This window comes from Cohnella thermotolerans DSM 17683, from assembly GCF_000429825.1.
In the GTDB taxonomy this organism is placed as follows: domain Bacteria; phylum Bacillota; class Bacilli; order Paenibacillales; family Paenibacillaceae; genus Cohnella; species Cohnella thermotolerans.
The window spans coordinates 62,227-77,591 of record NZ_KE386965.1; the positions used below are offsets into that span (position 1 = coordinate 62,227).

Annotated in this window: 13 protein-coding genes; 4 read left to right on the forward strand and 9 right to left on the reverse strand. The window is 59.1% G+C overall.

Translation table 11 applies throughout. The annotated features are described in order from the left end of the window. Positions 1-7: 7 nt before the first annotated feature. The 6 genes from G485_RS0123650 to G485_RS0123675 form a co-directional block, all read right to left on the reverse strand. Entirely contained in the window at positions 8-1,228 is a 1,221-nt protein-coding gene (locus G485_RS0123650; protein WP_027094571.1) for an anhydro-N-acetylmuramic acid kinase, read from the reverse strand. Further along, positions 1,225-2,085 (reverse strand): carbohydrate ABC transporter permease, encoded by an 861-nt coding sequence (locus tag G485_RS0123655; protein ID WP_027094572.1) that lies wholly within the window; start codon positions 2,083-2,085, stop codon positions 1,225-1,227. The genes G485_RS0123650 and G485_RS0123655 overlap by 4 nt, the downstream gene beginning before the upstream one ends. Before the next feature lie 17 nt (positions 2,086-2,102). Next, a complete protein-coding gene (locus tag G485_RS0123660; protein WP_027094573.1) occupies positions 2,103-3,005 on the reverse strand; it encodes a carbohydrate ABC transporter permease in 903 nt (300 codons plus the stop codon). 81 nt (positions 3,006-3,086) lie between these two features. Then, the gene (locus G485_RS0123665) at positions 3,087-4,550 is read right to left on the reverse strand and encodes an ABC transporter substrate-binding protein (protein WP_027094574.1); all 1,464 of its coding nucleotides are present in this window, start codon (positions 4,548-4,550) and stop codon (positions 3,087-3,089) included. 32 nt (positions 4,551-4,582) lie between these two features. Then, positions 4,583-5,530, reverse strand: coding sequence for an N-acetylmuramic acid 6-phosphate etherase (gene murQ, locus G485_RS28045; protein ID WP_051318540.1), 948 nt, complete (start codon positions 5,528-5,530; stop codon positions 4,583-4,585). 512 nt (positions 5,531-6,042) lie between these two features. Continuing rightward, positions 6,043-6,906, reverse strand: coding sequence for a MurR/RpiR family transcriptional regulator (locus G485_RS0123675; protein ID WP_027094575.1), 864 nt, complete (start codon positions 6,904-6,906; stop codon positions 6,043-6,045). 293 nt (positions 6,907-7,199) lie between these two features. On the opposite strand from G485_RS0123675, the gene G485_RS0123680 reads away from it, so the two are divergent. The 3 genes from G485_RS0123680 (at position 7,200) to G485_RS0123690 (ending at position 10,631) form a co-directional block, all read left to right on the forward strand. Next, positions 7,200-8,507, forward strand: a complete 1,308-nt coding sequence (locus G485_RS0123680) for a 6-phospho-beta-glucosidase (protein ID WP_027094576.1) — start codon at positions 7,200-7,202, stop codon at positions 8,505-8,507. Further along, positions 8,504-9,517 carry an N-acetylglucosamine kinase gene (locus tag G485_RS0123685; protein ID WP_027094577.1) on the forward strand — a complete coding sequence of 338 codons (1,014 nt, stop codon included), beginning with the start codon at positions 8,504-8,506 and terminating at the stop codon, positions 9,515-9,517. The genes G485_RS0123680 and G485_RS0123685 overlap by 4 nt, the downstream gene beginning before the upstream one ends. 115 nt (positions 9,518-9,632) lie before the next feature. Next, entirely contained in the window at positions 9,633-10,631 is a 999-nt protein-coding gene (locus tag G485_RS0123690; protein WP_027094578.1) for an aldo/keto reductase, read from the forward strand. A 138-nt stretch (positions 10,632-10,769) separates the two neighbouring features. Here G485_RS0123690 and G485_RS0123695 read toward each other — a convergent pair whose 3' ends face one another. The 3 genes from G485_RS0123695 to G485_RS0123705 all read right to left on the reverse strand — a co-directional run bounded on the left by G485_RS0123695 (position 10,770) and on the right by G485_RS0123705 (position 14,909). Further along, positions 10,770-12,173 (reverse strand): MATE family efflux transporter, encoded by a 1,404-nt coding sequence (locus G485_RS0123695; protein ID WP_084423473.1) that lies wholly within the window; start codon positions 12,171-12,173, stop codon positions 10,770-10,772. A gap of 239 nt (positions 12,174-12,412) precedes the next feature. After that, positions 12,413-13,195: a hypothetical protein gene (locus tag G485_RS0123700; RefSeq protein ID WP_240489258.1), complete on the reverse strand. Its 783-nt coding sequence runs from the start codon at positions 13,193-13,195 to the stop codon at positions 12,413-12,415. Positions 13,196-13,223: 28 nt separating this feature from the next. Continuing rightward, positions 13,224-14,909: an SWIM zinc finger family protein gene (locus tag G485_RS0123705; protein WP_027094581.1), complete on the reverse strand. Its 1,686-nt coding sequence runs from the start codon at positions 14,907-14,909 to the stop codon at positions 13,224-13,226. A 248-nt stretch (positions 14,910-15,157) separates the two neighbouring features. Here G485_RS0123705 and G485_RS0123710 point away from each other — a divergent pair. After that, a partial coding sequence (locus G485_RS0123710; RefSeq protein ID WP_035157967.1) for a transposase occupies positions 15,158-15,365 on the forward strand: 208 nt, incomplete at its 3' end.

Genomic DNA, 15,365 nt, shown 5'->3' on the forward strand with positions numbered 1-15,365 from the left:
TCCACCTCTAGTACGAAATTTTGCCGAGCACGACCGGCCGTCTCGCCCCCGTCACGGAGGGGAGGTTCGCCGGCAAGCCCTCTATCGCGCAAACGGCCAGCAAAGCGAAGGCGACCGCCTCCTTGGCGTCGCTGTTGCGGCCGGCTTCCTCCTGCGTCGTCACCGCGACGCCCATCGGCTCCATCTCCCGCTTCAGCATGGCGAGCAGCGTGCCGTTGTAGCTTCCGCCCCCGCCGACGATCATCGCCTGCGCCGGATGGCGGCGACGGACGAACCGGCGGTAGGCGTCGCCGATCGACCAGGCCGTCAAATACGTGACGGTCGCGATCAGGTCTTCCGCCCGCAGGCCGCGCTCGCGCTGCCAGCCCAGCAGCCGGTCGACGTAAGCGGCGCCGAACCGCTCGCGTCCGGTCGACTTGGGCGGCGGCAGCCGGTAGTAGTCTTCCTGCTGCAGCCAGCTGAGCAGCGCTTCGTCGACCCGGCCGCTCCTCGCGACGGCGCCGCCTTCGTCCATCGCTTTCGCCCCCGGATAGAGGCGCGAGACGAGCCCGTCGATCAGCATATTGCCCGGACCGGTATCGAACGCCGTCACGTCCTCCGCCGAACAGCCCGCGGGCAGAACGGTCATGTTGCCGATGCCGCCGATATTTTGCAGCAGCAGCGTCCGCTCCTCTTCCCGGTACAGCCAATACTCCGTGAACGGCACGAGCGGCGCCCCTTGCCCGCCGACCGCCATGTCCGCCGCGCGAAAGTCCGAGACGCACGGAATGCCGGTTCGCGCGGCGATGACGGCTCCTTCCCCGATCTGCACCGTATAGCGCAGGTCGTAACCGTTCACCCGCTCCGCGTCCGGCGCATGATAAATCGTCTGCCCGTGCGAGCCGACGACCGCCACGTCCTCCGGCCGCAGCCCGGCCGCCGCGATCGCCGACAGCGCCGCTTCGGCGTACAGCTCGCCAAGCAGGACGTTCAGCCGCCCGACCCGGTCTACCGTCGCCTCCCGGGGATCGAACAGCCGGAAGATCTCTTCCCGGACAGACGCCGGATACGGCTTGTTCTCGAAGGCGACCAGCCGGACCCGAGGCTTGGCGCCTAGACTTTCCGCCAACTCCACCTCGACTACCGCAGCGTCGATTCCGTCGACCGACGTGCCGGACATGAGCCCGACGGCATAACGGCGCGCGCCCCGAAACCTGCTCTCCGCAGCCGTGCCTCCCGCCGCCGTCATCCTTTCACCGCCCCGACGGTAACGCCTTCGAGGAAGTACTTCTGCAAGCTGAAGAACAGCACGAACATCGGAATGGCCGAGATGGCCGCCCCCGCCATCATCGGCGCGAAATACGTCGTGTTGGCGAAGCGGAAGTTTTTGAGCCCGACCTGAATCGTCTGCATCTCCATCGTGTTCGTGACGAGGAACGGCCAGAAGAACGTATTCCAGCTATCCACGAACGTCAGAATGGCCATGACGGCCAGCACGGTTTTAGACAACGGCACGATGATTCGCGTGAAAATTTGCAGCTGGCTGCAGCCCTCCACCTTGGCGCTCTCGATAATCTCGGTCGGAATCGACCCGATAAACTGCTTCGCCAGGAAGATGTTGTACACGGTCACGATCCCCGGCAAAATCAAGGCGCTGTATGTATTTTCGATATGGAAGACGTTCACGATCAGAATGTAAAGCGGCACCTGCGTCACCTGGTACGGAATCATCATCGCGCTGAGCAGCAGCGAGAACAGGACGTTCCGTCCGCGGAAGCGGATTTTGGAGAACGCATACCCCGCCAGGCTCGCTAAGACGACGTTGGTGATCATGACGGAGCCGGCCACGACGAGCGAATTGAGCAGCCAGCGGTACGAATATTTGCTGAAGTCGAAGAAGAACAGATAGGATTCGAAGGAAATTTTCTTGGGCCACAGCGTATAGTTGGCTGCGCCGGCTTCGACGGGGTCGCCGAACGAAGAGATGATCATGAAGTAGATCGGAAAAAGCGTCGCAACCGCGAAAACGAGGAGGACGACCGCAATCGCGGCGTTGCGGACGTAGGGGGCGATCTTCCTGCCGGAATGCTGTTTGTATAGCGCCATACCGTTCGCTCCTCCTCTTAATATTCCACGTCTTTGCCTAGGAACCGGAATTGGAAATACGAGATGACGGCGATAATGAGCGCGAGCACGAGCGATTGCGCGGCCGCCTCGCCGTATTCGAAATATTTGAACGCGTTGTTGAAAATAAGCAGCCCGACCATCGTCGTTGCGTTGTCCGGACCGCCCCCCGTCATCAGGTAGGCGTTCTGGAACACCTGAAACGAGCCGATGACGCCCGTGACGAGCAGGAACAACGTCGTCGGCCGCAGAAACGGAACGACGACATGCCACAGCTTCTGGAAAAAGGAGGCCCCGTCGAGGTCCGCCGCTTCGTAGTAGCTGTTGTCGATGCCGAGCAGCGCGGCCAGGTAGATGATGATGCTCGTTCCGTGGCTGGACAGCCAGGCCATCAGCACGAGGGAGAACATCGCGGTCGCGCTCGAGCCGAGCCAGTTCTGATTGCCGATGCCGAACACGTCGAGCAGCCGGTTCATCAGGCCGGAAGGCAGCGGATCGTAGATCCACAGCCAGACGACGGACATCGCGACGCCGGACGCGACGGCCGGCAAATAATAAACCGCCTTGAAGGCCGTCTGCAGCCGCTTCTTGAACGGCAAAATGAGGATGGCGACGGCGAACGACAGGAGAAGCGAGACCGGCACCGTAAGCAATGTGTAGACGATCGTGTTGCGGATCGACTTCCAGAACAGCGAATCGCCGAACGAGTTGACATAGTTTTCGAAGCCGACATAAGTGGAGCCGAGCGGCTTGTATTCCTGAAAGCTGATCATAAAGGCGCTGACGACCGGGTAGGCCGTAAACATCGCGTACACGAGCAGCGCGATCGCGATGAACGCATAGGCCCAAGCCGCGTCTCCGTGCAATAATCTTCGTTTGATCGTTCTGGCCAGCTGTGCCATAGGCCGACTCCTTTCCCTGTCATCGAAGCCGGCTCCGGACGGCCGCGCCGGCAATCGGCGGCCATCCGGAGCGGCGGGCGGTTAATCCGTCACGACGCCGTCCTGGCCGAATTCCTTGATCGCGGCGCTCTTGACGGCCTCGTACATCTCCTCGGGCTTAATCTCGTTCGCAAGCAGCGCCTGGAACTTCGGAACGATCACTTCGTCCTCGAGCTTGATCGCCTTGGCGCCGAGCTCGGGCGGAATGTCGGGACGGGCGGGCGCCGCATGGGACAGCAGCACTTCTACCGCCGCTGCGTTGTCCGGATTGCGGTTCACCGTCATGCTGGCCGCCGCTTCCTTGCCGGACTTCGTAATATGGGCGACGAACAGCTCGTTGTTGGTCATGGCCGCGACTTTGCCGCTGGCGAGGAAGTAGGCCGCCTTGACGACGTTCGCCTTGTGTTCGGGCGTCGGCTCCTTCTTGCCGCGGAACGTGACGTACCCGTCGACCGCCGGACTCGACACGGCCGGCTGGCCGAGGAACGAAGGCACGGGCAGGACGATGTAATCGACCGGAATGCTCCCTTCGACGGCGCTTCCGTCGTTCGCCTTGAGCTTCTCGTTGTTTTTGTTGGCCGAGTTCTCGAACGTGGCCAGCCCTTTGCCGGTAATCATCGTCTGACCGGTCAGGAACATGTTCCAGCGCTTGCCCGCGTCGATCGAACTGAGCTCCTTCGGCATCGAGCCGTCGTCGATCAGCTGCCGGACGTCCTTCAGCACTTCCAGATAATTTTTGCTCGTATAGGCGTACTTCAGATCCTTCGTAAAAGCGGAAGGCATGCCGGCGTTCTTGACGAGAATGCCCAAGTAGTCCTTGGAAGCGACGCCCGCGTTGGCGAAGACGAAGCCGTAACGCGTCGTCTTGTTGCCGTCCTTGACGACGCCCTTCTTGATCGCTTCCCGGAATTCGTCGTACGTCCAGCCGTTCTTCTGAACGCTTTTCCAGTCGATGCCGGCTTCCTCCAGGAACTGCTTGTTGCCGCCCAGCGCGTGAATTTCCATATACGCCGGGAAGCCGTACAGGCCGGTTCCGTTCTTCATATATTCGAGGGGCGCCGTCTCGAAATCGCCGACCATCTCGGGCGTCGCCGCGTCGGTAATGTCCATCAGCACGCCCTGCTGCACGTATTTGGAGACGCTGGCCGAGGGAATGAAGGCGATGTCGGGCGGGCTGCCCGCGTTCACCTGGGTGTCCAGCTTCTGCGTCATGTCTTCCCAGCTCGCCGGCTCGATCTTGAGCGTCAGGTTCGGGTACAGCGCGTTAAAGTCTTTGGCCATCTGTTCGAAATTGTCCTGGTAAGTGGCGGACACCGGCGGAAGCAGCGCGGTAATGGTGTCTTTCGCCGCGGACGCGACGGACGAAGCGGGAGCGCTCGCCGAGCCGGAAGGGCTCTGCGAAGCGTTGCCGTTGTTGTTGCCGCCTCCCGAAGAGCAGCCCGCGAGCGCGGAGATCGATAACGTTAAAGCCAGTGCAGATGCGAAAACGCGACTTTGTTTTGCCATTGTCCTTCATCCTCCCCTTTATTTGTCCGGCTTTATTGACTTTCGGGCGACGGTTGCGGCGCGGTCTGGAAAAGGTCCGGATATGTACGGATGGCCGCCTTGAGATTGCCGTCGCTTTGGCGCAGCGCCTGTTCGGCTTCCTCCGGGCCGAGCCCGGTCTTGATCATCAGAATCGCGAGCTTGGCGTTCATGGAGGCTTTGCGAAGCGTTTCGGCCGCCGTCGCTTCGTCCGTGCCGGTCGCGGCCCGGATGATGCGGATGGAGCGGTCGTACAGCTTCCGGTTGCTGGCCTTCAGATCGACCATCAGGTTATCGTATGTCTTGCCCAGCTTGACCATGGTGCATGTCGTCAGCATGTTGAGCACGAGCTTCTGCGCGGTGCCCGCCTTCAGCCGGGTCGAGCCCATAATGACCTCCGGTCCGACCACGGGGGCAATGCAGATGTCGCAAACTTCCGACAATTTCGAATGTTTGTTATTGACGACCCCGATCGTCACGGCCCCCAGTTCGGCGGCCCTCCGCAGTCCCGCGATGACGAACGCGGCGCTGCCGCTGGCCGAGATGCCGATGACGGCGTCCTTGTCCGTCACCCCGCAGCGATCGATTAAAGCGATCCCCTCCTCCTCATCGTCCTCGAATCCTTCGACGGCCATCCTAAGCGCGATGTCCCCGCCGGCAATGTGGCCTTGCACGAGCGTCGGATCGACGCCGAAGGTAGGCGGGCATTCGGATGCATCCAGAACGCCGAGCCTTCCCGAAGTGCCTGCCCCTATATAAAACATTCTCCCACCGTTCTTCAGCAGCCGGTGCAGAACGTCAACCGCCTTCGCGATTTGCGGTATTTCCGCGGCCACCGCCGCCGGAACCTTGGCATCCTCGCGATTAAGAAGCCGCAGCATCTCCTCCGTCGTGCATTCGTCGATCATTTGCGTGTCCGGATGGATCTCTTCCGTTGTCAATCCCGCCAGATATTCGTTCATGTCGGCTCCTTTCTCTTCCGCCTGGTCAGTGTGGTCATGCACTCGTCCGTTGCGGCTTCTCGTACAGCGTTTTCTCGTTTGTTAGGTTAATATTAAGGCGGGATGAAATCTTTCGTCAATACAATTTGAAATTAAATTTTATTACGGAACAAATTTTTGTAATAAATATTTAGAGAAAAACAATAAAAAACGCGCCCCTTATCGAGCCGGCCAGGCCCCCCTTTTTGAGCGCGCTTGCGATCGGTTTTCCACCGTACAGCCGCCGCTATGGCTGTCGCCAGTTAACAATATTTCAAACGAGCAACTCGCTTTTCATCACGGTGACGGCTTGTCCCGCTATCCATACCCGATCTTCTTGCAAGCCGATTTTGAGTACACCGCCACGTGCGGAAGCCTGGTAAGCTTCCCCTAGCAGCGAAAAATTCGGACGCAGGCTTCGGACGCTATCTTCGGACTCTACTTCAATCAAATAATCGAATTCAATCTAAGAGCTGCAACGTTGTACCCAAGGCCTACTTGCGGTACTTGCCGGACAGCACGTTGTGCGTCTTCGTCAGGAACCGCTTCACGCTCTGGTACTCCGCGCTGGCGACCCCGGCGAACAGCATGTCGACGACGGTGAGCATCGCGATGCGCGATCCCATCGCCCCGCTGCGGAACGTCAGCTCCGGCGTCGAGATGCTGAGCACGATATTCGACTTATCGGCAAGCTCGCTCCGGTTGTACTTGGTGATGGCGATCGTCGTGGCCCGGTTCTTGTTGGCGATGTCGAGCGAATCGAGAATGTCGATCGTGCTCCCGGAGTTCGAGACGAAGATGGCGACGTCTCCCTTGCCGAGCAAAGTGGCGGCCGTCAGTTGGCTGTGCCCGTCGGTATAAGCGTGGCAAATCTTGTTGATGCGCGAAAATTTCTGCTCGGCGTCCTTGCACACGAGCCCGGAAGCGCCGATGCCGAACAGCGCGATGCGGTTGCAGTTCCGCAGCGCATTCACCGCGCGCTCGACCTCCTTGCGGTCGATGACGCTCAGCGTGTCTTCGATCGACTTGGCGTTGTTGCGCGCGATGTTGGCGATGATGACCGGCAAGTCGTCGCCCGGCTGGATGTCGGTATACTCGTCCTTGTCTTCTTCCTCCATGGAACCCAGGGAGGCGGATATGCTGACGATAAAGCTGCGGTAGCCGCTGTAGCCCATCGTCTTGCAAAACCGGAGAACCGAGGCGTCGCTCGTCTTGCTGAGTTGCGCGAGGCCCTTCACCGACAGATGGGGCACCTCTTCCACATTGGCCAAGATCGCGTCGGCCACCAGCTTCTCGACCGGCGTCAAACTGTCCCTCATATCCCGGATTTTGATCAAAATATTGTCATGAATCGCCATATCGTTCGTTCCCTACTCGTCCTCGTATTTTATTAGTCTGACTTCACAGAATCAGACGCGAAACGACCCGTTCCTCGCAAAATCACTTTAATCTTAAGCGGAATTGTATGAAAACACAAGAAAACGCTTGATAAATATTGGCAATCAGACCGGCAATGTCCGATTATTTATTTTAAAATATTTTTATCATATTGAATTTTTATTTCGCAACTTCTTGTGGTTTTTTTCGCCACCGTGCTATAATGGCGGCATCTTGCCGCGCCATTCAAGCCTATCGACAGAGGGGGTTCCCGATGAACAGCAAGCTGAAAATCGCAATCATAGGTTCCGGCAGCACCTACACCCCGGAGCTGATCGAAGGGATGATCAAACGCAAAGACGCGCTCCCCGTTACCGAGCTGGCGCTGATGGATATCGACCGGCGCAAGCTCGATATCGTCGGCAAGCTGTGCGTCCGCATGCTGGATGCCGCAGGCGTCCATTGCCGCGTCGTCCTGACGGAAAGCCTGGACGAAGCCCTTGAAGGCGCCGACTTCGTGCTGGGGCAAATTCGCGTCGGTAAGCTGCCCGCCCGCGTGCTGGACGAGAGAATCCCGCTCCGGCACGGTCTGATCGGCCAGGAGACTTGCGGCATCGGCGGATTTTTCAAAGCGATGCGCACGATCCCCGTCATGCTCCGACTCGCGGAGCGCATGCAGGCCCTTTGCCCCGGCGCTTGGCTCATCAACTTCTCCAATCCCGCGGGCATTATTACCGAAGCGCTGCTCAACCATTCGAACGTGAAGATGCTCGGCCTCTGCAACGTGCCGTACAATATGTTCAAGAGCATTCGCGCTTCCCTCGGATTGGAGCGGGCGAGCATCACCTATGTCGGCCTCAACCATTTGAGCTGGATTACGGGAATCGAACAGGACGGCAAAGACTACCTGCAGTCGGCGCTGGAGATGGGCTTGAACAGCGAAGCGATGCGCAACATTCCGTCCAGCGGGTTCAGCAAAGAGCTGATCCGCACGGTGGGCGCCATCCCCTCCTCTTATCTCGAATACTATTATTTCAAGGAGAAAAAGCTCAAAATCCTGCAGGAGAGCGAACTGTCGCGCGGGGAGAAGTGCATGCAGATCGAGGAGGAGCTGCTCCGCCTCTATTCCGACGCCGAGCTTCGCGCGAAGCCGGAGCTGCTGGCGTCCCGCGGCGGCGCCAATTATTCCGAAGTCGCGATCAGCCTCGTCGACGCCATTTATAACGACAAGCAAGAGATTCACGTCGTTAATCTTCTGAATCGGGGAGCCTTGGATTTCATGGAAGATTCCGACGCGATCGAGATCGGCGCGGTCATCGGCAGGGACGGGGCGAAGCCGGTCGGGCTGCCCGGCTTCCGCAACCGGCATATCATCGACTACATGCGAATGGTCAAAGCGTACGAACGCGAGACGGTCGCGGCGGCCGTGACCGGCAGCGAGGAAGCCGCCTTGCGCGCGCTGATGATGAACCCGCTCGTCGGCGATTACGACGCGGCGTTCGCCTGCTTCCACGAATTGAAGGAAGCCCACCGGGCTTATCTCCCCCAATTCTACGGGGGCAAAACGGCGAGCCCGGCATGACGGCGGCCGGCCCCTCCTATGTGATCGGAGTAGACGGCGGCAACAGCAAAACGGACTACTTCCTGTTCGACGCCGAAGGCGGCCTCGTCGACCATAGCCGCGCCGGCACGTGCAGCCATGAACGGTTCCCCGACGGCTACGAGAGCTCGTACCGGATTATGAACGTGCACATCCGGCAGCTGCTGGCGCGCAACCGGCTGTCGATGGAATCGGTCGCGGCGGGCGCGTTCGGCCTCGCCGGCGCGGACATTCCGTCCCAGAAGCGGCAATTGCGCCAGGTGGTGGAACGGATCGGGTTTACGCGCTATGCAGTGGACAACGACTCGTTCCTCGGCATTAAAGCGGGCATCGAGGCCGGCTTCGGCGTCTGCTCCGTGAACGGCTCCGGCGCCGTGACCGGCGGCATCTCGCCTTCCGGCGCCCGGCTGCAGGTCGGCGGCGTCGGCAGCGAGCTGTCCGGGGACGAAGCCGGCGGCTTCTATCTGGCGCGGCGAACGCTGCGCGCGGTGTACGACGCCTTTTACCGGATGGGCCCGCCCACGCAACTGACCGAACCCGTGCTGAAGCTGCTTGGCGTGCCCGCGAAGGAGCATTTTCTCGACTGCGCGCTTGAAGGCCTGCTGGACCGGACGCTTCCCACTACCGAGATGATCCGGCTTCTGTTCGCCGCCGCCGACGCCGGCGACGCCGCGGCCATGGGCATCGTCGACCATTCGGCCCGCCAGCTCGCCCTGTCCACCGCCGGCTGCATTCACAATCTCGACTTCGGCCCCGAAGTCGACATCGTGCTGGCCGGCTCCGTATGGGTCAAAGCGGAGAGCCCGCTGCTGGCCGACCGGTATCGCGATTACGTCGCCCAATTGACCGACCGGCGCTGCCGCTTCTTGACGCTGCATGTGCCACCGGCCGCAGGCGCCGTCCTGTGGGCGCTGGAACTGGTGCACGGGCAAGCGGCCGATGCGGCGCTGCGGCGCAAGGTCGTGGAGGCGATCGAACGGTTGAAACTGTAGACATCCTGGACCGCATCGCGGGCTCGAGATACGGTCGCCTTATCTTCCGGGACATGCGGTATAATAGAAGTAGATTGTGCGTCTATTACCGTCTCGATCAAGGAGGAGATTGGCCATGGAATACGTCTATTTGGGCCGAACGGGCTTGCAGGTGTCGCGGTTCTGCCTCGGAACGATGACCTACGGGGACTGGGACCTGGACGAGCAAACGTCGATATCGATCATTCACCGGGTGCTGGACTCCGGCATCAACTTTCTGGATACGGCGGATACATACGGCAAAGGGACCAGCGAGGAGATTATCGGCAAGGCGATCAAAGGGCGCCGGGACCGCGTCATCGTCGCCACGAAGTTCAAAGTCCGGACCGCGGAGGGCCCGAACGGGGAAGGCGCCAGCCGTTACCGCATCATGCGGCAAGTCGAGGCCAGCCTCAAGCGGTTGAACACCGATTACATCGACCTGTACCAGGTGCACCGCCCGGACCCGCACACCCCGCTGGACGAGACGCTGCGGGCGCTGGACGATCTTGTGAAGCAGGGCAAAGTCCGCTACATCGGCTGCTCCAACTTCGAGGCCTGGCGCATCGTCGAATCGCTCTGGGTCAGCGACCGCATGAATCTGGAGCGATTCGTGACCAATCAGCCGTGCTACAACCTTTTCAACCGGTACATTGAACAGGAGATTCTGCCCGCTTCCGAGCGCCACGGACTGGCCACGTTGGCGTACTCGCCGCTGGACGGCGGCTGGCTCTCGGGCAAATACCGGGTCGGGCGTCCCCTGCCGGACAACTCCCGCGGCGAGCGGATGGACGTCGAGTCCGAGGCCAACAAGGCGAAGCTGGAAAAGGTGGAACGCCTGGCGCAATGGGCCGAATCGCGCGGCATGAGCCTCGGGCAGTTCGCCCTGGCGTGGCTGCTGCATCGGAAGAGCGTCATCCCCGTCGTCGGCATCCGCAACGAGAAGCAGCTCGAATCCAACCTCGGCGCTCTGAACGTTCGGCTGACCGAGGATGATCTGAAGCAAGTCGATCTGGTATCCCCGAGCCCCTATCACGACTTCTCGCAGGACGGCAGCTTCTGGTTCAACGAACCCCGGGCTTATCGGTTCAAGTAGGTTGCCGGTTGCAGATAGCGAACGAATCGCCGTTCCGAAAGCCGCCCCTCTCCGCGAAGGAGAGCCGGCGGCTTCTTACGTTTATTGCTGATCAGCGGGGATAAGCCCGCAATCACCCTGCAAGACGCTAGGTCCTCCCTAATCGATCAACCGACGCCGGTACCACTTCTCCCCCCGGAAGCGCCAGAGGAAGATCGCCCCGCGCACGCCCCATTCGCAGTTCATCGCCACCCAGACGCCGAGGATGCCGAAGTTCAGGACGATCCCCAGCATGTAGCCGAGCACGATCCGGAATAGCCACATGGACAGCATCGACATGACGGACGTGAATTTGGAGTCGCCCGCCGCCCGGAGCGCGGACGGCATAATGAAGCTGATCCCCCAGAGCGGAACTTGCGCAATCGCATTAATGAGCGTGATGATGAAAATGTCGTCCACAATCTCGGCCGGAGGATGGAACATTCCGACGATGGGCCGGAACAGCGGCATGAGAATGAGCAGCATCGCCAGGAAGAACAGCGAAGAGGTCCAGAGGAACGACTTCGTGAATTTGCGGGCGTCCGCGATGTTGCGCCGTCCCATACATTGGCCTACGACCGTGATCGTAACGAGCGACAGCGCGTTGGACGGGATCTGGAACACGCCGGCCAGCGAGGAGCAGATGGCGTTCGTCGCGATCGCGTAGGTGCCCATGCTGACGATGAACACCTGGGTCAACAGCTTCCCCCCGTTGAAGAACATCTGCTCCGCCGCAAACGGAATGCCGATCGACAGAATCTTTTTGAGCATGGCCAGACTGACCTGGAACGCATCCCGGATGCGGAAATGCAAATTCGTGTCCATCCGCACGAGATAGAGGATCGCGCAAATCGCCGCCAAATACCGGGCCACGTTCACCGCGATCGTCATACCGAGAACGCCCATGTGCATCAGGTTGATCAACACGACGTTCAACGTCACATACGAGAAGTTCATAATCAGAGACAGCGCCAGCGACGCCCGGGATTTCCCGATCCCCCGGAGCGCCCCGCATACCGCCTCCACGATCGCAATTCCCGCGTAAGAGACGCAGCTTCCGATCAGATACGTTCTCCCGTTGGCCAAGACGTCCGGCGAAGCCGAACCGAACAGCGCATTCAACGTCGGACCGTGGAAAACAATCATCAGCAGGCTGATGCCAAGCGCGAACAGGAAGACCGAAGACACCGTGCTGGACGCCGCTTTGGACACCATCAGCGGGTTGCCGCTGCCTTTGTATTGCGCGACAAGCACCGTTCCCCCGGTCGATACGGCCACGAATACGCTGATCAGAAAAATGTTCAGCGAATCGATCATATTCACCGCGCTGACCGCCGCCACGCCCGACGAGCTGATCATGGCGGTGTTGAGCAGGTTCAGGCCGACGATGAACGCCTGATCGATCAGAATCGGGATGAACAGCGCAACGATCTGCCGGTAATCGATCGAATCTCCCGACAGGTGCTTTACCAGGAACTTTTCCAGGAACGCTTGCTTGCGGGCGATTGGGTTAGGCTGGACCACATCATCACATTCTCTTCCGTAAAGTTAAAAAACTCTTCCAGTAAGAAGAGCTTTGCTTGTTGTTTATGAAATGCGGCCGTACACGACGCACGTTTTTCTCCGGGTTGATACTATCATCGGGGAGAGGGGCTGTCAACGCCGATAAGGCGTCGGAATGGCGGCGATTCGCAGCCGTAGCCGCCCTCTCCCCCGGATAGCTCGCGTTAGGACCCGATTGCTCCAAGCTTCTCGCGGGCGACTTAGGAGTCTTCCTTGCGAATCTTCGCCGGGTTGTTGATTTTGTAAGGCACCGGGTGCTTCGTCAGCTTCTTGGCGATCACTTTCGCTTCGAACGCGATCGTGTCCCCGACAGCCAGTTCCAGCTTCTTGAGCGTGGCGCTGTGGCTGGACCAGGCTGCGCCCAGTTCGGTCTCCGTGTCTACGATGGATACCGCTTCGTAGATGATCACTTCGTCGTCGTTGTCGGAGAAATGGTTCGGCACCGTCGTGAATTCCTTCACGGTGGCGACCATTTTGACCTTTTCCTCGGGAAGCTCGATCTTCTTCGTCTTGCCCTTCTTCGCCGGCGCTCCGGCAGCGGGCGCTTGCTCCTTCGGCTCTTGAAGCGCAGGCTCCTCAGCCGCAGGTTCAAGAGCCGGCGGCGCTTCCTCGATCGCTTCCGGTGTCAGCCCCGCCTCCTCCCCGGATTCCGTCTTGGCCGCGTACCGCTGCCCATAATTCGATGCTTGCATCTCCTTCAAATAGGAAGGATGAATGCAGTGCTTCTGCTTGTTGCCGAATTCGATGACGGCGGTCATCTTGTCGACGAAACCGACGATGCGGCAAGCTTCGTTCAGGCCGTGGCCCTTGTAGTAGAAGGTCTTCGTCTTGGACGCCTTGTCCGACAGCAGCCCCCACTCTTTGCATCTGTCCAGCTCTTCCGCCTCGCTGTCAAAGGTAAAGAACAAACCCGGCTCGATCACGAACAAATAAACCAATTCCGTCTCCGCCTTTCTGTCCGCTTTAGCTACAGTGTACCACATCGGCCGTCCCCGCAGCCTCAGGCTGCGGTTACAGCGGGACCGCTTGAAGCTCCTGCAGAAGGGCGGGTCGGTTAGCATACCGTTGCCGCAGGCTTAGCACAATGTTCTCGGCGGTCCGCTTCCCTCCCGCTTGGATCAGTTCCCGGATCAACCGGCAAACTTGCCGATAGCCTTTGCGATCGGAGGCGTGCTCCATCTCCTGCCCGATCCGGATCTCGAACAGCCGATACACCTCGTCCGGGTACTTATCGACCAGATGCTTGTAATATTCGACCACCGCGTATGGATTACGGGCGACGTATTGCAGCAACCGATCCGTCTCCCGCTCCTCGACCAACAGCTTCGTGTACAGAGCTTCGGATTTCCACGAACCTCGTTCCAGCCCGGCCAACACTCGGGCGTAAACGTCCGGCCATTCCTCCGGCGTGTACAACCGCTTCAATTGTTCGTAGTAGGAATATTCGCCGTTCAAAGCGAATTCCTCGGTCAAGCGGCGCTCTTCCTCTTCGTCCTTCGTTAAGCGGCATACCTCCAAACGAAGCTTCTTCCAGCTGTCTACGAGTCCCGGATACCCTCGTTGGGCGTCCAGGCGTTCCCCTTCCCGGGCCAAGCGCAGCGCCTCGTCGTAACGCTGTTCCGCGATCGCTTCGTGGATGGCCAGTTCGCGGATATTGGACAGCTCGATGTTCTCGCGGAGAAATTCGTCCGCGGTTTTCTCGTCGTCGAACCTCCGAATAAGACGATACTTCAGCACAGCCGCTTCATTGGCAAAGTAAGACCCGGTTCCGCTTCTAGCGTTTCTGTCCAATAGACGTTGAAGAGAAATCTCCCATTCCTTCCGTTCTTCTTCGCCGCTTACGAGCAACGTAGCGCTCTCCAACAACGACAACTGCCATTCCCCCCAGTCCTCCAGCCCGGGATGCCGCGCCTCTTCCAGAAGCATCCGGAACAATTCCTTCCGTTCGGACGCCGACAAGGAGGAAGCTCCTTCAGCCGCTTGACTTGCGAGACCCAGACATTCTTCGATCATCCCTCCGACCAGACCGTCGGAATCGTCGCACGTCTGGAGTAAATCCGTCAATTCATGCAGCACGCAAAAACCGATTCGGGCCGCCCGAATCGGTTCGCCTCTTTCCAGCGCCTCATTCGCCTTCCCCATGACCATCTCCGCGCCCGTCAAAGCGCGAGAGACGGTCCGGTAGGGAACGAAGCCGCCCCGATCCGAATTCTGCCGTACGTAGGTTCGGATCAGCTTGGCGAACGATTGCAAATCCTCCTTGCCGTCCGCCTTCGCGAAGCGAAGGCTCAGGAGCCTCCTTACTTCCGGGATCTCCTTCGCGTACTCCAACAGCAATTCAATCAACTGCTCCTTGCTTAACGCTTCCAATTGGTCGGACAGCTTCGTCTTGGACTTCGGTTTTGTCTGCCGACCCTCCTTGGACCGGGGGAGTTGGTCTCTGATCTCCAGCAGGACAGCCGCCTGGTGTTTGCAAAATGCGTTGCGGTCGAAAGGACAATCGCATTCCGAAAATTCAATCTCGCCGCGGGAGTCGATTATCACTTTAACCTCGTATAGCTCGCTTCCCTCCACTTGAGCATGGAAGATCCCCTCTTCCACCTCTTCCATATCGACGATGCGCCCGTCGTCCCGGTATTCCGCTCCTCTCTTCAAGATGACGGGAGAGAGAATCTTCTCCAGGTCTTTTAGCTTCAATTCCGGCTCTCCTCCTTTGTTTGGGTTGCCGATGCTGGAGCATTTCTCTATCAAACCTCAGGCTCTTTTCTATTTCGACAACGGTTAGAAATGAACCTCTATTATAGGGCTTGCTGAACGAACAAAAAATCCTTATTCCACAAGGGATTTGAGCTACTTTTGTCGAATTTATCTGCAAGGAAAACATAGAAAATTGGCAAAAAACCTTGCAGATGGAGTGAGCGAACGTGTTCGTGCCGAATCGGGATATGGCAGATCTGTTGGAAAATTTCTACTTACCCTTTGGCGGGAAGCTTAATCCTGGGAATCGCTGGGTACAGCTTGCCGCACTCATCCCTTGGGATAAAGTGGAAGAGAAATACTTCCAATCCTTCTCATCGATCGGCATCGGTCAAAAAGCATATTCGGTTCGCATTGCACTCGGTGCCCTCATCATCAAGGAGCGCCTTGGTTTAA